The 22,416-nt window shown below is 55.7% G+C and carries 13 protein-coding genes; 10 read left to right on the forward strand and 3 right to left on the reverse strand.

Features of this window, described 5'->3' with window-relative positions; all coding sequences use genetic code 11:
- Window positions 1-49: 49 nt before the first annotated feature.
- A complete protein-coding gene (locus LKE23_RS07350) occupies window positions 50-1,042 on the reverse strand; it encodes a D-2-hydroxyacid dehydrogenase (RefSeq protein ID WP_291976713.1) in 993 nt (330 codons plus the stop codon).
- Between the two features lie 6 nt (window positions 1,043-1,048).
- On the reverse strand, window positions 1,049-2,230 hold the full coding sequence (locus LKE23_RS07355) for an aminotransferase class I/II-fold pyridoxal phosphate-dependent enzyme (protein ID WP_291976714.1): 1,182 nt from the start codon (window positions 2,228-2,230) through the stop codon (window positions 1,049-1,051).
- A 417-nt stretch (window positions 2,231-2,647) separates the two neighbouring features.
- Here LKE23_RS07355 and LKE23_RS07360 point away from each other — a divergent pair, with 417 nt between their 5' ends.
- Both LKE23_RS07360 and LKE23_RS07365 read left to right on the forward strand, forming a co-directional pair.
- On the forward strand, window positions 2,648-2,890 hold the full coding sequence (locus LKE23_RS07360; RefSeq protein WP_267201176.1) for a transcriptional regulator: 243 nt from the start codon (window positions 2,648-2,650) through the stop codon (window positions 2,888-2,890).
- A 50-nt stretch (window positions 2,891-2,940) separates the two neighbouring features.
- A complete protein-coding gene (locus LKE23_RS07365) occupies window positions 2,941-5,112 on the forward strand; it encodes an ATP-dependent Clp protease ATP-binding subunit (protein ID WP_291976715.1) in 2,172 nt (723 codons plus the stop codon).
- Between the two features lie 179 nt (window positions 5,113-5,291).
- Here the strand turns inward: LKE23_RS07365 and LKE23_RS07370 are convergent, their stop codons facing one another.
- Window positions 5,292-5,885 (reverse strand): GNAT family N-acetyltransferase, encoded by a 594-nt coding sequence (locus LKE23_RS07370; RefSeq protein WP_291976717.1) that lies wholly within the window; start codon window positions 5,883-5,885, stop codon window positions 5,292-5,294.
- A 122-nt stretch (window positions 5,886-6,007) separates the two neighbouring features.
- On the opposite strand from LKE23_RS07370, the gene cls reads away from it, so the two are divergent.
- The 8 genes from cls (at window position 6,008) to pgmB (ending at window position 22,347) form a co-directional block, all read left to right on the forward strand.
- Window positions 6,008-7,474, forward strand: a complete 1,467-nt coding sequence (cls, locus tag LKE23_RS07375; protein WP_291976718.1) for a cardiolipin synthase — start codon at window positions 6,008-6,010, stop codon at window positions 7,472-7,474.
- A 99-nt stretch (window positions 7,475-7,573) separates the two neighbouring features.
- Window positions 7,574-11,338: a PD-(D/E)XK nuclease family protein gene (locus tag LKE23_RS07380; RefSeq protein ID WP_291976719.1), complete on the forward strand. Its 3,765-nt coding sequence runs from the start codon at window positions 7,574-7,576 to the stop codon at window positions 11,336-11,338.
- Window positions 11,338-15,588, forward strand: coding sequence for a helicase-exonuclease AddAB subunit AddA (gene addA / locus LKE23_RS07385; protein ID WP_291976720.1), 4,251 nt, complete (start codon window positions 11,338-11,340; stop codon window positions 15,586-15,588). Before LKE23_RS07380 ends, addA begins: the two co-directional genes overlap by 1 nt.
- The gene (locus tag LKE23_RS07390) at window positions 15,575-16,510 is read left to right on the forward strand and encodes a LacI family DNA-binding transcriptional regulator (RefSeq protein WP_291976721.1); all 936 of its coding nucleotides are present in this window, start codon (window positions 15,575-15,577) and stop codon (window positions 16,508-16,510) included. Before addA ends, LKE23_RS07390 begins: the two co-directional genes overlap by 14 nt.
- A gap of 103 nt (window positions 16,511-16,613) precedes the next feature.
- A complete protein-coding gene (locus LKE23_RS07395) occupies window positions 16,614-17,792 on the forward strand; it encodes a thiolase family protein (RefSeq protein WP_291976722.1) in 1,179 nt (392 codons plus the stop codon).
- 197 nt (window positions 17,793-17,989) lie between these two features.
- Window positions 17,990-19,333 carry an SLC45 family MFS transporter gene (locus tag LKE23_RS07400; RefSeq protein WP_291976723.1) on the forward strand — a complete coding sequence of 448 codons (1,344 nt, stop codon included), beginning with the start codon at window positions 17,990-17,992 and terminating at the stop codon, window positions 19,331-19,333.
- A gap of 76 nt (window positions 19,334-19,409) precedes the next feature.
- Window positions 19,410-21,662, forward strand: a complete 2,253-nt coding sequence (locus tag LKE23_RS07405; protein WP_291976724.1) for a glycoside hydrolase family 65 protein — start codon at window positions 19,410-19,412, stop codon at window positions 21,660-21,662.
- Window positions 21,663-21,681: 19 nt separating this feature from the next.
- On the forward strand, window positions 21,682-22,347 hold the full coding sequence (gene pgmB, locus LKE23_RS07410; protein WP_291976725.1) for a beta-phosphoglucomutase: 666 nt from the start codon (window positions 21,682-21,684) through the stop codon (window positions 22,345-22,347).
- The last annotated feature ends 69 nt before the right edge of the window (window positions 22,348-22,416 follow it).

Genomic DNA, 22,416 nt, shown 5'->3' on the forward strand with positions numbered 1-22,416 from the left:
GAAGACTTGTTATTTCTGCGGATTATTTTTATTGATTGCTAGTTAGTAATTATTTCACCTCGTGCGGCGACTGCTTGCCGGCCAGGACCAGCAGGACGTCGTTGAGGGAGATGTCGACCATGTTCTTAACGGCCAGGTTGGTGAAGAAGGCGATGTGCGGGGTCAAAATGACATTGTCCATGTCGTGGAGCGCCTGAATTTGGGGCACGTCGGCCAGGCCGGTTTTGCTGCGGTCGGTTTGGATAACCGCCGTTTCACCCTCAAAGGTGTCCAGCGCGGCGGCCGCGATAGTGCCGGACTTCAGCGCCGCAATCAGGTCAGCCGTCTTGACGACCGGACCCCGGCTGGCGTTGACCAGGCCCGCCGTTGGTTTCATCAATTGAAAGTCGGCGGCCGTCATCAGCCCGATGGAGGTCGGGTTGAGGTCGACGTGGAGGCTAACCGCGTCGGCGCGCTTAAGGAGGTCTTCCTTGGTGGTGTATTCCACAACCTCCTTCATCTCGTCCCGGGGCTTGGTGTCATAGCCGAGGACGGTCGCCCCGAGGGACTTGAGCAGCCGCGCCAGGGTGCCACCGATCCGGCCAACCCCGATGATGCCGATCGTGGCGGTGTGAATCTCGAGTGCCTGCTCGTCACTGAACCAGCGGAAGTCGCCCCGGGCAACCTGGGCGTCGAAGCGGTAGGACTTGCGCAGGAGCCGGAAGATCTGCATCAGGGCGTGCTCGGCAACACTGCGGGGCGAGTAGGCCGGGACGTTGGTGACGGTCAGCCCATGCTCGTGGGCAGCTTCGATATCGACCATGTCAAAGCCGGCGGTCCGGGTAGCAATCTGCTTGAGGCCGTTGGCAGCCAGCTTAGCGTAGACGCTCGGGTCAACCTTGCTGCGCTGCTGGATTACCAACCCGTCGACGCCCGCGGTCAGGTCAACCGCGTCGTCAATCAGCTTGGGGGTGGTTTCAATCTCGATCCCGTGTTCCTTGGCAAATTCCTTAATCGCCGGTTGCTCATCGTCCCGGACGCTGGTCATTAAAATCTTGGTCATGCTTGCTTACGCCTCCACAAAGTTCTTGATTCGTTCAACCGCCGTCTTGATATTATCCAGGCTGGTGGCGTAACTGATCCGCAGGTGTCCCTGACCGCCGGCACCGAAGTAGGAACCGGGGATGACGGCTACCTTACCTTCGTTGGCGAGGTCGGTTGCAAACTTGATGTCGTCTGCTCCGAACTTCTCCGGCAGCTTGGCGAAGACGTAGAAGGCCCCGTTTGGCGTGGTGATGGTGAAGCCGAGCTTGCGCAGGGCGTCCACCAGGAAGTCCCGCCGCTTTTTGTAGGCAGCCTTCATCTTGAGGGTTGCCTCCTTACCAGCCTCCGTGGCAAAGGCAGCCGTGGCGGCGGCCATGGCCGGGTCGGAAGCGGCGGTCACCATCATCGCGTGGGTAGCGCTGACCGGACCCATCAATTCCTTCGGGCCGGCGATGAAGCCGATCCGGTAGCCGGTCATGGCGTGGGACTTGGAAGCCCCGTTGAGGACCAGCGTCTGGTCGGGGATGAATTCGGCAATCGAGGTGTGGGTGCCGTCGTAGACCAGTTCGGAGTAGATTTCGTCGGCGATCACGACCAGGTTGGTATCCTTGACGGTGTCGGCAAGTGCCTTAACCTGGTCGCGGGTGTAGGTAACGCCGGTCGGGTTGGACGGGTAGTTGAGAACTAGGGCCTTGGCAGCTGGATGGTCAGCGAGTGCCTGCTTGAGTCGGTCCGGGGTCAGGACGAAATCGTCCGCGCTGGTGTCGATCTCGATGGCGTTGCTGCCGAGTAGGGTGGTGATGGCGCTGTAGAGCGGGAAGGTCGGGGTGGCGATCAGAACATCGTCGCCGGGATTGGTGACCGTTGCTAGGCTGGCGTAGATCCCCTCGGTGGCCCCGATTGTGACGGCAATTTCACTGTCGGGGTCGTAGTCCAGGCCGTAGCGGTCCTTCATGAAGTGGGCGATCGCCTTCCGCAGTTCGACCGTCCCGTTGCCAGGCGCGTAATGGGAGTCGTTATCCTCAATGCTCTTGATGGCGGCTTCCTTCATGGGCTCGGGGACGTTGAAGTCGGGTTCGCCGAGGGTCAGCTTGACGATCCCCGGGATAGTGCTGGCTTTGTAGTCAAATGCCCGGATGCCGACCGGCTTGAGGCGGGCGAAGTTCTTGTTGATGTTTTTCATAATTGCGGGTTTGGTAGTTGGCATAATTTAATTCCTCCTTAAAGATAAAAGGGCCCGAACGCTGAATCGCTTCAGTATCCGGACCCTTCATCAGATTGGAATGAGTATATAAAGAAGGCTTCCGGATACTTGGGGCTTATCCGGAAGGCACAATGATAGATCACTGCTGGCTAGCGGATAAGGACTTGCTAAACCAGTAGTCATACGCATGCTTCAGTTGGTGCAGTGCGTTCTCCATCATTGGCGACCTCCTTTGATTAACTGATTGGCTCTTATTTTAATCGTTTTCTAATAAAAGTCAACCACTAAATTAAAAAACACTGAGCAATTGTCAAAGAAGGCCGCCGAAAAAGTCAAAAAATATTTCACTTTTTTCGTATATTACACTTGTGTTATACCACCGATGTGTTATAATAATAACTGTAAAGGAAGTGAATAGCGATGCGGATCGATATCAAGCGTTACTTGGAGGTGCACAATCTGACAATCTACCAGGTATCGAAACGTTCCGGCTATGGCTACACGACTTTACACAAATCCTTTAACAAACCGCAATCGAGTTCCACATCGCTTAATTTGCGCGATCTGGATGCACTGGCCCGTGCCCAACACATGGCCATGTGGGAGGTGTTGCGTGAACTTGAGACGCACTATCTGGAACAAGATCGTGATGAGTCGTTGTAGCCACGGCTTTTAATTCTGACTACAAAAAAATTATGGGGAGGTACTGCATAATGGCTCAAAATCCAATGGATCCATTTAACAGCGATATGAATGACATCTTTAACCAATTAATGGGTGGCATGAACGGTTACAATTCCGAGAACCGCCGCTACATGATTAACGGACGCGAAGTTACACCAGAAGAGTTCGCCCAGTATCGGCGGACCGGTCAGCTGCCTGGTGGTGCAGCACCACAGGCGCACCAACCAGGTCAACAGGCGGGTAATGGCAAGGACAGCGTTTTACAAAAGCTCGGCCGGAACCTGACTGAAGAGGCTCGGCAAGGCAAGCTTGACCCAGTAATTGGTCGGAACAAGGAAATTCAAGAAACCGCCGAAATTTTAAGTCGGCGGACGAAGAACAACCCCGTTCTAGTTGGGGACGCCGGTGTTGGTAAGACGGCCGTTGTCGAAGGCCTGGCTCAGGCAATCGTTAACGGTGACGTCCCGGCACCAATTAAGGACAAGGAAATCATCAGTATTGATATTTCCGGTCTGGAAGCCGGCACCCAATATCGGGGCAGCTTCGAAGAAAACATGCAAAAACTGATCGATGAAGTCAAGAAGGCCGGGAACGTCATCCTGTTCTTCGACGAAATTCACCAGATCATCGGTGCCGGGTCAACCGGCTCCGACAGTGGCTCCAAGGGGATGGCCGACATCATCAAGCCAGCCCTGTCACGGGGTGAAATTACCGTGATCGGTGCCACGACTCAGGACGAGTACAGAAACACCATCATGAAGGATGCTGCTTTGGCACGGCGGTTCAACCCGGTAACGGTTAACGCTCCAAGCAAGGCTGACACGCTGGAAATTCTGAAGGGCATTCGGAGCCTGTACGAACGTCACCACAACGTCAAGTTGCCGGATGACGTTTTGAAGGCGGCTGTGGACTACTCCGTTCAGTACATGCCGCAGCGGTCCCTGCCGGACAAGGCGATTGACCTGGTCGACATGACGGCTGCGCACCTGGCAGCTAAGCACCCGGCTCACGATGCAAAGCAGATTGAAGCCGAAATCGAATCCGAGTCGAAGAAGCAAAAGGAAGCAGCTAAGAAGGAAGACTACAAGGCTGCCCAGGCTGCCAAGGACAAGATTGCTGACTTAAAGAAGCAGCTGAGCCAGAACTCCGAGGACGAGAAGGTCACTGCAACGCCAGCCGATGTTGCCAATGCCGTTGAACAGATGACGGGCATTCCGGTTTCCAAGATCGGGGCCTCCGACGTTGAATGGCTGAAGGACATGGACAAGCGGCTGGAAGGCAAGGTTATCGGTCAAGACGAAGCCGTTGAGGCCGTTGCCCGGGCCATCCGGCGGAACCGGGCCGGCTTTGACGAGGGCGACCAGCCAATTGGCTCCTTCCTCTTCGTTGGCCCAACCGGTGTCGGGAAGACCGAATTGGCTAAGCAACTGGCCCTCGATATGTTTGGCTCCAAGAACGACCTGATCCGGCTCGACATGTCCGAATACTCAGACCGGACCGCCGTTTCCAAGTTGATCGGTGCTACTGCTGGTTACGTTGGCTACGATGATAACTCCAACACTCTGACGGAAAAGGTACGTCGGCACCCATACTCCATCATCTTGCTGGATGAAATCGAAAAGGCCAACCCGCAGGTCATCACGCTCCTGCTGCAAGTACTCGACGATGGTCGGCTGACTGACGGTCAGGGGAACACCATTGACTTCAAGAACACGATCATCATTGCTACTTCCAACGCGGGCTACTCCAATGACGCACCAATCAAGCTCGGGAACGAAAAGGACGAGGAAGACTTGATCAAGAAGTTGACCAATTACTTCCGTCCAGAATTCCTCAACCGGTTCAACGCCATCGTTGAGTTCCACAGCCTGACTAAGGAAGACCTGCAGAAGATCGTTGACCTGATGCTGGCTGACGTTAACAAGACCCTGGCCAAGAAGGACATGGACGTTAAGGTAACGCCAACGGCCAAGAAGTTCCTGATCGATTCGGGTTACGACAAGGCCATGGGTGCCCGTCCGCTTCGTCGGGTGATCGAGCGGGAAATTCGTGACAAGGTCACTGACTACTACCTGGATCACCTCGAAGCTAAGCACCTGGTTGCCCAGATGCAGGACGGCAAGCTGGTCGTGGTCGATGCTAAGGACGCCGTTGACGATGACAGCAAGGAATACACGCCAAAGGATGACAAGGAAGACTAATCATCTTTAAGTGGAGAAAAAGCTTTAAAGAGCTCCGTACAGCTAGCCTAGGACGGGAGTTGGCGCTGAAGGCGTCAGCTTTCGTTCGTAGCTAGATGCTAGGAGCTCGCTTTTTCTCCACGTTATCATCCGAAAAAAACAGCAAGAAGCTGGTCGATTGCGACCGGCTTTTTGCTGTTTTAAAGGCGATTATTATCGATGAGCGGCTTCATGAAGTCATTGGTGACGTGGGTGAGCCGCGGGGCTTTCTTTTCGAGGTTGAGTTCAAAGGCGATCCGGTGGGTGTCGATCTGATCGGGCACTTCAACACTTCCCCGGGCGACAAAGCCGAAACTCTTGGCCAGTCCCTGCATGGCCTGATTTTGCTCGTGGGTGTCGAGCCGGAAGTTGGTGATGCCCATGCTCAGCCCGATCGTCAGCAGGTTGGAAAACAGCAGCTTACCCAGGTGCTGCCCCCGGAAGCGATCGCTGAGGGCGACCCGGTGAAAGGTGGCGTAGGGTTGACTTGGCTGGGCCCAACTACCGTTTTTGATAACCCGGTAGCTCGGTTCCGGAGTGGTTAACATGGCGGTGTAGCCGGCCAGTTTCTGGTTGATGACTAGAACCCAGCCAATTTCCCGGGAAATATCCTCGGTGATCATCGTCAGATTGGGGTGACCGTCCTGCCATTGGTGACCACCGGCCCGCTTAATAGCGGCCTTGGCCTCGGTGATGATTTGCATGATGGCGGGGCGATCGGCCAGAGTGGCGCGGCGGAGATAGACTTGCTGCATAATTCAGGGCTCCTTTGCATTTTTATGTCTAAAATAACACAATTTGCCGGTCTTGCTGCTACTAGATTGTAGGCTCGTGCGTTAAAATAGAATCATGACTACTGGAAAAGGAGGGGACTGCGATGGCGTTAACCTGGGCGATTGTGCGCTGGATCTTGCTATTAATCATCGTCCTAAACGAGGTTTTGGCAATCTATACCGTCTTTCGTGAAAAACGAGACATTGCCGCCACTTGGGCCTGGCTGTTGGTGCTGACCCTGATCCCGGTGCTGGGCTTTATCCTTTACGCCTTCCTCGGTCGAAAGCTGCCCCACCGGCGGCTGAATTTGATGAAGACGCAGACCCAGCTGAAGCTGCAGGAGGCGATTGACCGCCAAAAGCAGCAATTTATCAATATGCCCAAGCCGCGTCACCAGGTCACCCAGATCTACCGGCGAACGATCATGCTCTTTCAAAACATTGATGATTCGTTCCTGAGTCGTCATAACCACGTCGAGATTTTCACGACGGGGAACGATCTTTTTCACCGGATGTTTGACGAAATCGCCGCCGCCACGAAGAGTATCCACATCGAGTTCTACTCCATTTACAACGACCGGATCGGCAACCAATTGCGGACCCTTTTGGAGCGAAAGGCCAGCGAAGGCGTCGAGGTTCGGGTGCTGTACGATTCCTGGGGGTCAATGGGGGTCCACCCGAGCTTCTATGACGGCCTGCGGGAACAGGGCGGCTTTGCGGAGCCGTTCCTATTATCGCGCAGCAACCTCTTTGACTTTCGGCTGAACTACCGGGATCACCGGAAAATCGTGGTGCTGGATGGCAAAATTGGCTACGTCGGTGGATTCAACGTTGGTGACCAGTACCTGGGGCGTTTTGAGAAGTTTGGCAACTGGCGTGATACCCACCTGCGCATCGTTGGTGGCGGGGTTTATGGCCTGCAGCGGCGGTTCATCAGCGACTGGAACGCCTCGGCTGCCAAACCGGAAGAAAAGCTGGAACACTACCGCAGCTACTTTCCGGAGATCAAGGTGCGCCACGGCAGCACAGCCCTGCAGGTAGTTACCAACGGACCTGAGTCGGAAATGGAAAAGATCAAGTTGGGCTACCTGCGGCTAATCAATGCCGCCCAGGACCACATCTGGATTCAGACACCCTACCTGATCCCGGACGACAGCGTCCTTGATGCCTTGCGGGTCGCCGCCCATTCCGGCGTTGATGTTCGGATCATGATTCCCTGCAAGCCGGACCACCCCTTTGTTTACCGGGCCACGCAGTACTACGCGCATGCCCTGGCGGGGGAAGGGGTGACCATCTATACCTACCAGAACGGCTTCCTGCATGCGAAGACGATGACGGTAGACGGCCGGATGGCTTCCGTCGGTTCGGCCAACATGGACATTCGCAGCTTCAAGCTTAACTTCGAAATCAACACCTTCATCTATGACGCCGTGACTACCGACCAGCTCGAACAGATCTTTGTCAACGACATCCGAGACTGCCGAGTGATGACGAGCGAACGCTTTGACCAGCAGTCGCGCTGGCTGCACTTTAAGCAGCGCTTTTCGCGACTGTTGTCACCGATTTTATAAGGCTGGAGAGAATGCTCCAGCTTTTTTTGTTCGATTGCTAGAACATGTGTTCGTATGGTAGAATTAGACTATCAATCACCAGTGAAAGGACGCGACGAAATGGGGAGCCTAGGATTTGTTTTGGGAACGGCAGCCGTTGATCACCAGCAGGTCTTGATCGATCAGCTGGTTGATCAATTGCGGATCGCACCGGCAGAGGATACTTTTTTCTATATTGTGCCGAACCACATTAAATTTGAAACCGAAATCCACGTCTTGGAGGGGTTGCGCGCACGCCAGGGGAAAACGGACCAGGAACGGTTTGCGGCCAATCGGGTCCAGGTTCTGTCCTTCAGTCGGCTGGCCTGGTACCTCCTCCGCGACACGCCGCTTTTTCGCCGCACCCGCCTGTCCAAGGTCGGTATGGCGATGTTGACGACCAAGATTCTGCAGGAGCACCGGGACGAACTGAGCCTTTACGCCAGCGAAATTCGTCAGGCCGGCTTTGTCCAAAAGCTGACGGACCAGTTGGAAGAACTGCAGGCCGCCAACATTACGGCGGATGATTTTGCCACGATTGTCCAGCGGGCCGGGGCAGATCCGGCAATCAAGGCCAACCCCGCCTGGCTGGCCAAGATGCATGACGTGGCCCTGATCTACCGCACCTATGAGGAGCGCCTGCAGAAACATTTCCTGGGAAATAATGAACTCTACCAGCAGCTGGCCCAGTACTTCTATCAGGAGCCGGCCAGCCATCACATGCACTTTTTCATCGATCGCTTTGCCCAGTTCACGGCCGGGGAGCAGCAGATCGTTGATGCCATTGTGCTCAACGCCGCGACGACCACCGTTTCACTGACTCTGGACCGGGGCTATCCCGACCAGCGCCACCCGTCTCCTTCCGAACTGCCGGGGAAAAACGATCTTTTCTATAATTCGGCGATGCAGTACCACCGCTTATGGAAGTTTGCCCAGTCCCACCCGCAGGAGGTTTGCCTGCTGGATAACGTGGTTTATGCGCAGCGCCCGCGGGTGAGTGCGGACCTGCAGGAGTTTGACCACTTTTTCCGTCGGTACGCCGCCGAGCCGATCGACCTCAGTGCTGGCCACCCGCTCGCCGTGGCCGACAGCATCCAAGTCCAATCGGTTCCCAATCGGCTGGCCGAATTGGAGAACGTGGCGACCCAGATCCACCAGCTCGTTGCCACCGGCCGCTATCGCTACCGGGACTTCCTGGTGCTCAGTCGGCACTTGGATGGCTACCAGACGATGATTGCCCCCGTCTTTCATGCTCATCAGATTCCGTTTTTTAACGATCACGAGCGGCGGATGGATAATCACCCGCTGGTCGTGTTGCTAGCGACCCTGCTCAAGATCCCACTTCACGGCTACAAGACGGCCGACATTATCCAGCTGCTCAAGACCTGGCTGCTCTTGCCGCCGGCTGTCGACCAGTCCCAGCTGACCGAAGCGGTGTTTACGACCGAGAATTGGTGCCTGAAGCAGGCAATTGAGGGTAAGCACGCCTGGACGACACGGGACCCGCAGGAGATTGCTGAATTGTGGCAGGTCAAGGGGACCGACACGACGGCGCCAAACTACCAAAATTCCCGCCAAAAACGGGTCAATGACCAACTGAAACTGATTCGCAATTTTGTGGGCCAGACACTGGTCCCGTTCTTCGATGACTTGAAGCAGGTCCAGACCGGTCGGGAATTGGCGACCAAGCTCTACCAATTCTTGGCGGACAACGGCGTGACCGACCGCCTTCACGATTGGCAGCAATACCAGGTCGACCAGACCGGCGACCTCGACCTTGCCCGCCAGCCGCAGCAGGTCTGGGCAACCTTCTGTCAGATCCTGCAGGAATACGTGACTATCCTCGGTGATGCCCAGGTGGGGGACTACAGTCGCGAGGAATTGCTGACGAACTTCAACGACCTTCTCCAGGCCGGGTTTGCCGCAGCTCAATACTCCCAGATTCCCGCCACCCTGGACCAGGTTGTGGTTTCGGAAACCGGGATCGTCCAAAGTCAGGGCCACCGCCTGGCCTTCGTGATCGGGGCTACGGACGACGTTATGCCGGAGGTTCACGATGACGAGGGCCTGCTGACGGATAGCGACAAGGACATTCTAAGCCAGTACCTCGACCAGGACTACCAGTACCTGCCCGCCACCAGCAGTGATCAGTTGGCCGACGAGCCGTTTCTTCACTACCAGGGCTTCATGTCGGCACAGGAGCGGTTGGTCCTTTCCGCACCGCAATTTGGTAACGAGGATAAGGAACTGCAGATGTCACCGTATCTCCGGGATCTTGCAACCTACTTCCAAATGCAGATTGATACAGTTCCGCTGGTCACCAGTCCGGCCGGTCAGCAGTCCGCCACGCGCTTTGTCAGCACGCCACTGGCTACTACCAGCCAGTTGATTCAGGTGATGCGTCAGCTCGATGATGACCAGGGGATCCAAGGCGGGCACCGGCCGACCTTGCCGCGTGGCTGGCGCCAAGTTGCGGCAGTCTTAAATCAGCTTGCTAAGCAGGATCAAGGCCTGGCGGAGCGTTTCGCGGTGATCCACCGCGGCTTTGCCTACCGTAACCAGACAAAGAACATTAGCACCGAGATGGCGCAGGTGCTCTACTTGCACACGGCTGAAGACAGCGATGAACAGGTCCTCTACGCCTCAATTTCGCAGCTCCAGGATTTCTACATCAACCAGTACGAGTACTTCCTGAAGTACGGTCTGCGGTTGAAGAAGCGGGACGAATTGGCGATGTCCACCGACCGGATCGGGACCTACTTCCACCGGGCGATGGAGGTCTTCGTTAACCTGGTTCGGCAATCTGACCTTAGTTTTGCGGATCTCAGCCGGGCTGACCACCAGGACGCCCTGAATCGCTTTATCGGGCAGGCGCTGGACGCTGCCGACCAGCTTCAGCCAGAATTGCTGCGGCTGGTGGGGGCCTCGGCCCAGGCGCGCTTCCAGTACCAGCAGCTTACCACGATTGTCAAAACGATGCTGAAGACGCTCTGTCAGCAGGCGGCCAGCGCTCACTTTGTTCCCCGGGCGACCGAGGTTCAGTTCGGTCGGATTGGCGGTCAGGACAAGGCGGAATTTGCGGCGCTTGACTACCCGCTCGACTCCCGGAACCACATCCATCTGCGGGGCCGGATCGACCGGGTGGACCAGATTGACATCGGGGATGCTAAATACCTGACAGTGGTGGATTACAAGTCCGGAGACCGCACCTTTGACCTCACGGCGGCCTATTACGGGATCTCCCTCCAGCTTTTGACCTACCTGAGCGGGCTTTCGGCCAACCTCCAGAAACTCGGCTTGGAGTCGGCCGACCTTGCCGGCGCGCTTTACCTGCACCTGAATAATCCAACGATTAAGGCGAGCGAGCTGGCGAACGTAGCGCCGTTACACGTGAAACAACGGTTGACGGAGCTGCGGATGAAAGCTCACAAGTACAAGGGAATTCTGCTAAACGATCCCGACCTGCTGGCCAACCTGGCCGAAAAGGGCAAGGCGGATCTGGTCTACCCACTCAGCCGGGACCTGAAACCGGGCAAGGGCGCCCTATTGGCAACACCGGAACAGCTTCACTGGCTGCAGGACAATAACCGCCGCCTGATTGTTGAAGCCGGCCAGGCCATCCTCAGCGGTCAGCTGAAGCTCAATCCGTATCGCTTGATCGACGGCAGTACCCGCCAGACCGGTCTGGATTATTCCGACTATCTCGACATTTACCAATTTGACAACATGCTGGACCAGGGCCTTTACCACGCCCTGGATGCCCGGATTGCCAAGGAAAAGTTTGATGCCGTTTCTCACCCGGCTGAAGACCACAAAGACGAAAATGAAAAGGGGGACCAGCACTAATGGCAACATTTAAACCCACCGCTGCCCAGGCCCGGGCGATTGATGACCGGGGCAAGAACATCCTGGTTTCGGCCTCGGCCGGATCCGGCAAGACCGCCGTCCTGGTTAACCGGGTGATTAAATTGCTGAAGGAAGGGCAGAGCATTGACCGGATGCTGCTGGTAACCTTTACCGATGCGGCGGCTAAAAACATGCGGGACAAGATTCGCCAGGCCCTGCAGAAAATCGCCCAGGATCCTAGTCAGCCCAAGGCACTGCGGGACCGAATGGTTAAGCAGCTAAATCTCTTGGCCGCTGCTGACATCAGCACGATCCACGCCTTTTGCCTGCGCCTCATCAAGCGCTACTATTACCTAATCGATCTTGACCCGCAGTTTCGCCTGTTGACCGACGATACCGAACGGCTGCTGTTGGAAGAGGAGGTTTGGCAAGAAGTCAGCGAGCGTTTCTACGCCGATGCGGACGCGGTCAGTGACGATACGGCCTCGTTTCGTCAGTTGGTGTTGAACTTTTCCAGTGACCGGGACGACCAGGGACTCGACGACCTGGTTCTGCGCCTATATGACGTTGCCAATGCCCAGGCCCAGCCGGAAGAATGGTTGGCAAAGTTGCCGGAGAGCTATGACCTCGGTGATTCTGCCCTGCTGGAATCCAAGTTTTACCAGCAGCAGTTGAAACCGGTGCTGGTGGAACACTTGCAGCAGTTTCAACGTGATGACGATGAGGCGATTCGCCGCGCCCGGGACACCGGCCTGGACAAGGATGCGACAACACTGGGCCTTGATCGGGCCGCCTTTCAGCAGCTGATTGATTCCCTGAATGGCGAGCGGGCCGGCAATGTCGCCGTGGCCCTTCAGCAGGTGCAGTTTGGCGCCTTCCGCGGCAAGCCCAAGGACGATGCCGACCAGCTGGCGGTTTACAACGAGCTGAAGGATCAACGAACTGCACTGAAGAAGGAGTGGACGAGTCTGGTAAAGGACTACCTCGGTGAACCGCTGGCGGCTGACCAGCTGGTTGACCGGGTTAGTGAGATTCAAACCCGGTTTGGTGAATTGACGGCCCGGGCTGAAGAGGCAGGCTTGTCCACGACCCAGCAGACCCTGACCACCGATCAACGACAGCTGCAGCTGGTTCTTAACCTCTTTGAACCGATAACCTGGAACTCGCTGCGGCTAGCCTTTCAGAACCTGCGCTTTGAGACGATGCCCCGCCTGCCCAAGGCGGCGGCCGATTCCAAACAGGACCACGCTGCGATCAAAGCCAGCCGGGACACGGTCAAGAAGCAGTTTGCCAAACTCACCGAGCAGTTCTTTGCCTATGACGAACAGCAGCTGCGGGACATTTCCGGCCATGCTCAGGCACTGCTAAAGAAGCTCAGCCTGGTTACCCGGGATTTTCTTCACCAGTACCAGCAGATCAAGCTTAATCGCCACGTCCTCGAGTTCAGTGACCTGGAGCACTACGCCTACCAGATTCTGACCCCGGCCAAGGATGACGCGGACTGGCAGGCCCTGGTACAGAGTCTCCAGCAGCACTACCAGGCGATCATGATCGACGAGTACCAGGATACCAATCAGCTGCAGGAAAGCATCCTGATGCACCTGGCCCGGCCCGGGGCTCACAATCTTTTCATGGTGGGGGATGTTAAACAGTCCATCTACCGCTTCCGGGAGGCCGATCCCTCGCTCTTCCTCGGCAAGTATCGCCGCTACCGGCAGTCGGCGGGGGACGAGGCGATTGTTCTGGGCGAAAATTTCCGCTCGATGAAAAACGTCACCGACTTTACTAACCTGCTCTTTGGCCAATTGATGGATCCGGAGGTTGGGGAGATCGCCTATGATCAGGACGCGGAGCTCAAGTACGCGGCCCACTACTATGATGATCCGCAAAACGCGGCCCAGCCGGTCGAGGTCCTGCTCTACGATGCCAACGCTACCAGTCAAAAGAAACAGGCCAAAAGCCAACCGGAAGACCAATCGGCCGTCCACGAAGACGACAAGCTGGTTGGTGAATTTCGAATGGTGGGGGCCAAGATTCAGCAGCTGGTCGAAGGACACCAGCAGATTTACGATCCGGATCACCAGCGGATGCGTGACATCCAATATGGTGATATCGTCCTGCTGGAGCGGACCAAGAACAATAACAACACCCTGATGGAGGAATTTAGCAAGCTCGGTATCCCGCTGACCGTTCACGATGTCGAGAGCTATTTCCAGGCCACCGAGGTCCGGGTGATGCTGTCCCTGCTGAAGATCATCGACAATCCCCACCAGGATATTCCACTGGTGGCGGTCCTGCGCTCGCCAATTGTCGGCCTGAACAATCAGGAGCTGGCCTTCATCCGCCTGCAGAACCGGGCGGCGGATTACTATACTGCTCTTCGGACCTTTATGGCGACCTATGCCGCCCATCACAAAATGCGCCCGTATAAAAAGGCCGACCAGTTGCTGGCCCCGGCGGATCAAAAGAAGCTTTATCAGAAAATGACGCGTTTCCTGCACCAGCTTGAGGAGTTTCGTCAAACGTCCCGGCAGCAGACCCTGGTGGATTTGATCTGGCAGGTCTATGAGGAGACCGGCTACCTGGACTACGTGGGTGCCATGCGCGGAGGCCAGCAGCGCCAGGCCAACCTGCACGCCCTCTACCAGCGGGCCCACGACTACGAGCAGACCAGTTTCAAGGGCCTTTACCAGTTCATCCGCTTCATCGAAAAGATGCAGGAGCACGACAAAGATCTGGGGGTGGCCCCAACGCAGTTAACCGCCAACACGGTCAACGTGATGACGATCCACGGTAGCAAGGGGCTCCAGTTCCCGATCGTCTTTCTGATTGACGCCACCCACGGCTTTAACAACGGAATCAAGCGGGTCAATGCGGTCGTCGACGCCAAGGCGGGGATGGGTATTCGCTGGATGGACGCCGACCGGGTCGTCTACGATACTCCCCAGCGTCAGGTCGCCCTGGACACGATCGAACGCAGCGAACGGGCCGAGGATCTGCGGGTGCTCTACGTGGCCCTGACCCGGGCGGAACAGCGCCTTTACATCACCGGTTCCTTCAATGAGGAGCTCAAAAATAAGAGCCTGACTAGCTCCTGGCAGCGGTGGCAAAAGGCCTTCCAGAGCAATGGCCAGGTTTTGAGCCCGCAGCCCCGGATCGGCGCTCAGTCGTTTATGGACTGGATTGGCTTGGCCCTGACCCGTTACGCCAACCCAACCAACGGTTTTACCGCTAAGCAAATTTCCACGGGTGCGACCGAGCTGGATGACAGCAGTCTCGCTGGCTCCGGCCGGGTTGCGCCAACGACCGCCCAGTTTCGGGTGCACAGCTTTGCCGCAACCGACCTGGAAAAGTTGCGCCACGCCACTCAGCCAGCGAACGAGTCCGCGCCAACCCCGGCGCCGTCCGCTAGCGACCAGCCCCAGAGTAGTGAGCACCCCCTGGATATCACGGCGACACTGACCTACCAGTATCCACACCAGGCCGCCACGGTCACCACGGCCTACCAGTCGGTGACCGACGTCAAGCGGGTCTTCGAGGACGACGATCCGCGCCTGGGCCAGCCGGATTACTCAACGCCGGCAGTCGATGAGCAAGGTACGAATAAGGCGCGGCGCCGGCAAACGGGGATCTACATTAATCCCGATTTTGCCGTGCCCGACTTTATCCAACAGGACACCACTAAGCCTCGAGCAACTCAGGTGGGGACGGCGACCCACCTGGTCTTTCAGAAGCTGCCACTGACGGGCGGGGTGGTGACGGCCGCGGACGTTCAAGCAGAGATTGATCGCCTGACTAAGGCAGGATTGATTACCCCCGCAGTGGCGGACCAAATTGACCGCGAGGGAATCGTTGGCTTCTTTGGGACCGCTGTCGGTAAGCAAATTCTGGATCATCCGGAAAACTACCACCGGGAGGAGCCCTTTGCGATGATCATGAACGGTCACGAACCCTTCAGTGAGATTGCGGCCGAAGACGATGACACCGTCCTGATTCACGGGATCATCGACGGCTACCTGGTCACGGATCAGGGCATCATCCTGGTGGACTACAAGACCGACCACGTGGCGGCGCCCGAAGAGAAAAATAAAAAGAAAATTATCCAGAAGTATAGCGGCCAGTTAAAGCTTTATGCCGAGGCGTTGAATATTATGCAGCCACGACCAGTTGTCCAAATGGGGCTCTACCTGTTAGAATTGAATGAGTTTATTTCAATTCAAGGTAGAGGTGAAAATCGTGGCGACCATTAAGGACATTGCACGAGAAGCGGAGGTTTCAGTCTCCACTGCTTCCCGCGCCCTAAATGATAATCCACGGATTAGTCAGGCCACGCGGCGCAAGGTGAAACGGGTTGCGGCAAAGCTGGGCTACCAGCCGAATTACAACGCCCAGAACCTCACGCGTGGTGAATCAAACATGGTGGGACTCGTTTTCCCGGTGACCGGTGACACGGCCCCGGCCAACCCTTTCCACATCGATCTGATGCGGGGGATCAGCAGCGCACTCAAGCCCCTCCACTACGAGATGGTGGTGGCGATTGCGCCCAACACGACGGAACTATTGGAGAGCGTTAAGTCGATGGTCACCCAATCCAAGGTGCATAACTTCCTGGTCTTCTACACGATGATCAACGACCCGGTGACCGCCTACCTGCGGGACCACAACTTAAATTTCGTAGTGATTGGTCGGCCGACGGACAGTCATCCGGACCGCTACGTCGATAACGACAACGTGGCCGCGGGGATTGCGGCGACCGCCCATCTGATCGATCACTACGGAGTCAAGCAGCCGCTTTTCTTGGATTCCGGAACGAATTGGCCCTACGAGGTTGACCGGCGGGCCGGTTACCGGCAGTGCATGCAGGCACGTCACCTGCCGGCGATCACCTGGTCGGAGAACCAGCAGGTGGGGATTGATACCTTTCTTGAAAAACATCCAGAAATCGACGGGATTATCTGTTATGACGATCTTCTCTTTGGCCGGTTGAACCGCCAGCTCCAGGCCTTTGATCTGCCGGTTGCCTGCTTTAATAACAGCCGACTGATGGGGATGCTGCTCAGACGCAGTGAGCGAATCGACCTACAGCCACGTCAGCTGGGCAAGGCGGCGGTGGAACTCCTGTTCAACTCTCGCAAGCACCACCAGCTCGTGGACTTTAAAATTTATGACTAACCAAAGGTGGGTGCTCGATCGGGGCCCCGCCTTCTTTATTTGCGAAATTAAACGCAAACCGCTACACTTATCTGGTCAAGTCTCATTTTTGGGGGAATAATTCATGGAAAAAGTTTATCTTGTCGCTGCCCAGCGGACACCGATTGGTAAATTCAGTGGGGAATTGGCACCCCTCAGCGCGGTTCAGCTTGGCGCCGCGGTGATTAAGGACGTGGTCGCCAAGGCCGGACTTATTGCCGACCAAGTGGATCAGGTCCTGATGGGCAACGTGATTCAGGCGGGAAGCGGCCAAAACCCGGCCCGCCAAGCGTCAATGGAGGCCGGGCTCGGTAAGGAGGTGCCGGCGATCACCATCAACGACGTTTGTGCTTCCGGACTTTCCAGCGTTAACCTAGCGGCTAGCCTGATCCAGTCCGGCCAGGCCCGGGTAGTCATTGCCGGGGGGATGGAAAGTATGACCAACGCCCCGTACATTCTCAAGCGTGCTCGCCACGGTTACGGTTTCGGCGATGATACCCTGGTTGACGCCATGCAGGAGGACGCCCTCAAGGATGTGTGGGGCGGCTATCCGATGGGCATCACGGCTGAAAACATCAATGAGCGTTACCAGATCAGCCGGGAGCAGCAGGACGAATTTGCGCTGGCTAGCCATCAAAAGGCCGTCGCGGCCCAGGAGCGGGGCGACTTCAATGCGGAGATCACCCCGATCGCAGTCGAGGATCGGCACGGCAGCCGGGTGGTGACCAGTGATGAGGCCCCACGACCAGACACGTCACTGGCGGCCCTGAGCAAGCTGCGCCCTGCCTTTAAGCAGGACGGATCGGTGACGGCCGGCAACGCTTCGGGAATCAATGACGGTGCCGCGGCGGTAGCCCTGGCTTCGGCGAGTGCGGTAGAACAGTACCACCTGACCCCGCTGGCGGAGTGGAAGGCGGCCTCCCTGGTGGGGGTTGACCCCGCGGTGATGGGACTCGGTCCTTACTACGCCATCAAGAAGCTTTTCAAGGCGACCGGAATGACGGCCGAAGATATCGACCTCTTTGAGATCAACGAGGCCTTCGCCACCCAGGCCCTGGTCTGTCAGGACTGGCTGGGATTAGACCCGCAGCGGGTTAACCCGCGGGGCGGGGCGATTGCCCTGGGCCACCCGGTTGGCTGTTCCGGCGCCCGGATCCTGGTGACCCTGGTGCATGAATTAATTGATACGAAGAAAACGTGGGGCCTGGCCTCCCTCTGTGTTGGGGGCGGCATGGGGATTGCTACCACAATTAAGCGTGTTTAAAATTTTTTTAAGTCGTCCTGGCGCCCGCCACGGCGGCTTTTTTCTTAAAAATCGTTGCAACCGTTTGCACAAATTTTGCGCAAACGGTTGCGCAATCAAATAAACTTTGGTATATTATTATGCGTAAAGTTTATGAAGCGCTTACAAGTCGTTTTCATAAGAGAGCAATTATTGTTGTATTAAGGAGTTGTTTGTCAATGAGTCAAGAAAAGACTGCTGGTGCTGGACTGCCAACACTTCCGAAGTCAACAATCTGGATGATGAACTTCGGATTCCTTGGTGTTCAGACCGCATTCACCTTGCAAAGTTCACAAATGAGTCGGATCTTCCAAACCATTGGTGCTGACCCGAACAATCTGGGATGGTTCTTCATCCTGCCACCACTGGCTGGGTTAATCGTTCAGCCAATCGTTGGTTACTACTCTGACCGGACTTGGATTCCAAAGCTCGGTCGGCGGTTGCCTTACCTCCTGTTGGGGGCTGCCGTTGCTGTTATCGTGATGTGCCTGCTGCCAAACTCCGGGAGCTTCGGCTTTGGTTATGCTTCCTTAGCTGCCCTCTGGTTTGGTGCCATCACGGTTGCCCTCTTGGACCTGTCATCAAACGTTGCCATGCAGCCATTCAAGATGATGGTTGGGGACATGGTCAACGATGACCAGAAGAGTTATGCTTACGGGATTCAGAGTCTGCTGAACAACATCGGTTCTGTTCTGGCTGCCATCTTCCCATTCATCTTAACTTGGTTCGGTCTTCACAACACGGCTGCCAAGGGTGTCGTTCCACAATCTGTTCGCTGGGCCTTCTACCTCGGTGCCATCATCCTGGTTCTGACCACCATCCTGACGGTTACCCGGGTTCACGAATACGATCCAGCAACCTACGCTAAGTACCACGGTATTTCCGAAGAGGATAACACGACCGGTGGTAACTGGATCGAACTGCTGAAGCACGCACCAAAGGCCTTCTGGACTGTTGGTCTGGTTCAGCTCTTCTGCTGGTTCGCCTTCCAGTACCTGTGGACTTACTCTGCCGGTGCTATTGCCCAGAACGTTTGGCACACGACCAACGCTTCCTCCGCTGGTTACCAGGCTGCCGGTAACTGGTACGGTGTTTTAGCCGCCGTTCAGTCCATTGCCGCCGTTGTTTGGTCCTATGTTCTGGCCAAGGTTCCTAACAAGTACCACAAGGTCGGCTACGCTGGTAGTTTGTTCTTAGGTGCTTGCGGATTTATTTCAATCGCCTTCATTCACTCACAATACGCTTTGATCTTCTCCTACATCCTTGTCGGGATTGCTTGGGCTGGTATCAACACCTACCCACTGACGATCGTTACCAACGCCCTCTCCGGGAAGCACATGGGTACTTACCTGGGTCTGTTCAACGGGACGATTTGTCTGCCACAGATCATCGCTTCCCTGTTGAGTTTCGCCCTCTACCCAATGATGGGTGGTTCCCAGGTCAACATGTTCTTTGTTGCAGCCATTGTGCTTGCCTGCGGTGCCTTAGCAGTTGGCGGAATCAAGGAAACCTTTGCTGAATAGTTAATAGTTGAATATTAGATTTATAATAAGGGCGTAGTTGATACACCCTTATTTTACGAAAGGAATTGAGAATCCAATGAAACGGACATTTGATATCGCTCCATGGCACGTTGCTACGAAAACCTGGGATCCAGAAGACAAGCGCCTCCAAGAATCAATGACCAGCCTGGCCAACGAAAACCTGGGGATGCGGGGCTTCTTTGAAGAAGGTTACTCTGGTGATCACATGCAGGGTCTCTACCTCGGTGGTGTTTGGTTCCCTGACAAGACCCGTGTTGGTTGGTGGAAGAACGGTTACCCGAAGTACTTCGGGAAGATGATCAACGCCGTTAACTTCATGAAGTTGGTCATCAAGGTCAACGAAGAACAGTTGGACCTGGCAAAGCAGACACCAAAGGACTTCAACCTCGACCTTGATATGAAGCGCGGTGTCCTCACCCGTGAATTCACCGTTGAAATTGGTGGGACGACGATGTTCTTCCACTTCGAGCGGTTCGTTTCCGCCGTTCAAAAGGAACTGGTTGGCCAGCGCCTGCACATCGAAAACCGCGGCAACAGTGACGCCAAGGTTGAAATCACCAGCATGATCGATGCCGACGTCTACAACGAAGATTCCAACTACGACGAACAGTTCTGGAACGTTCTGGCCAAGAGCGCCCAGGGCGACCACGCCGAACTGACTTCTATGACCAAGAAGAACGACTTCGGCACGCCACAATTCATTGTTGGCATGCAGACGACTTCCAAGACCGACCTGGACCACACCGGTGACGGCACCGACGAAAAGGACGCCTACAACACCTTTGCGGGCACGGTTGCTGCCGGTGCCAGCGCCGACTTTGAAAAGCGGAGCCTGACGGTTACTTCCCGGGACTTTGACACCGAAGAAGCAATCGAAAAGCACCTGAACGAATTAAGTGCCAAGCTCGATGGCGTAAGCTTTGACGAGCTGCTCAGCGCCCACGTGGACGAATGGGCCGACCGTTGGAACAAGTCCGACGTTGAAATTGCCGGTGACGAAGGGGCCCAACAGGGGATTCGGTTCAACCTGTTCCAGCTCTTCTCCACCTACTACGGCAAGGACTACCGTCTGAACATTTCACCAAAGGGCTTCACTGGTGAAAAGTACGGTGGTGCTACTTACTGGGACACCGAAGCTTACTGTATCCCAGTTTACCTGGGGGTTGCCAACCCAGAGATTTCCCGGAACCTGCTGATGTACCGTTACAAGCAGCTTGATGGCGCCTTCGTCAACGCCAAGGAACAGGGCTTAAAGGGTGCCCTCTTCCCGATGGTGACCTTCAACGGGATTGAATGCCACAACGAATGGGAAATCACCTTTGAAGAAATCCACCGGAACGGTGACATTGCCTATGCCATCTACCTCTACACGAAGTACACCGGCGACAAGTCCTACGTTCTGCACGAAGGGGCCGAAGTACTGACCGAGATTTCTCGCTTCTGGGCCGACCGGGTTCACTACTCACAACGCAAGAACAAGTACATGCTGCACGGCGTTACCGGTCCTGACGAATACGACAACAACGTTAACAACGACTGGTACACCAACCTGCTGTGCCAGTGGACGTTGAAGTACACCCTGCAGATTCTGCAAGAAGTCGACAGTGACGTTGCCAAGAAGCTGAACGTTTCCGAAGACGAAAAGCGGCAATGGCAAGCAATCGTCGACAACATGTACCTGCCATACGACAAGGAACGCGACATCTTCCCAGAAAACGATGGCTTCATGGACAAGGATCTGAAGCCGGTTGCCGACATTCCAAGCGACCAATTGCCAATCAACCAGCACTGGTCATGGGATAAGATCCTGCGGTCACCATACGTTAAGCAGGGTGACGTTATCCAGGGTCTCTGGGACTTCATCGACGACTTTAGTCAGGAACAAAAGAAGCACAACTTCGACTTCTATGAACAATACACGGTTCACGAATCTAGTCTGTCCGCTTCCGTTTACTCCATCATCGCTGCCGACCTCGGCTACGAAGACAAGGCCGTTGAAATGTACGAACGTTCCGCACGGCTGGACCTGGACAACTACAACAACGATACCGTTGACGGTCTGCACATCACTTCCATGACTGGTTCATGGCTCGACATCGTGCAAGGGTTTGCCGGCATGCGGGTTCGTGACGGCCAGCTCCACTACGCACCATTCCTGCCAAAGAAGTGGGACTCCTACCAATTCCGTCAAATGTTCCGTGGCCGCATCCTGAAGGTCAAGGTTGACAAGAACGGAACCCAGATTGAACTGGTTTCCGGTGACCCAATCACCATCGACCTGGACGGCAAGAAGCTCGAATTAAAGTAATTACGGAGGCAGAGTGAGAATGAAGTTTGAAGATCTGAAGGGTTTTGCTTTCGACCTTGACGGGGTCATCGCCGACACCGCGCGGTTCCACGGTCAGGCCTGGCACCAACTCGCCGACAAGGTGGGCACCGAATGGACACCTGAACTGGCCGATTCCTTGAAGGGGGTCAGCCGGATGGACTCCCTCGAGCTGATCTTGAAGGCCGGTGGTCACGAAAACGACTACAGCCAGGATGAAAAGGTCGCTCTGGCAACCGAGAAGAACGACAACTACATCAAGCTGGTCGAAACTCTGACGCCAGCAGACATCCTGCCGGGGATGAAGAACCTGCTGGATGAGCTGAAGCAGGGTGGCTACCACATCGTGCTGGCCTCCGCTTCCAAGAACGCCCCGAAGGTTTTGAAGTACCTGCAAATCACCGACTACTTCGAAGCCATCGTGGACCCTGCCAAGCTGACGCACGGGAAGCCAGATCCTGAAATTTACAGCGAGGCTGCTAAGCTGATGAACCTGCCGGCCAACCAGGTCGCAGGGTTGGAAGACGCCCAGGCCGGGATCGAATCGATCAACCGTGCCGGCGAAACCTCAATCGGCTTTGGGGCGACGCTGACGGATGCCGATGTAAAGTTCGCTCACACTGGTGATGTTTCATTGGCAGCCATTAAGGAACAAATGGACAACTAATTAATCACAAATGACTCTCATACTACAACCTATCAATCTTTAGCCATTTGTTTCTTAGTAAAAACGCGT

Origin of the sequence: Limosilactobacillus sp. (genome assembly GCF_022482365.1) — a bacterium.
In the GTDB taxonomy this organism is placed as follows: Bacteria; Bacillota; Bacilli; order Lactobacillales; family Lactobacillaceae; genus Limosilactobacillus.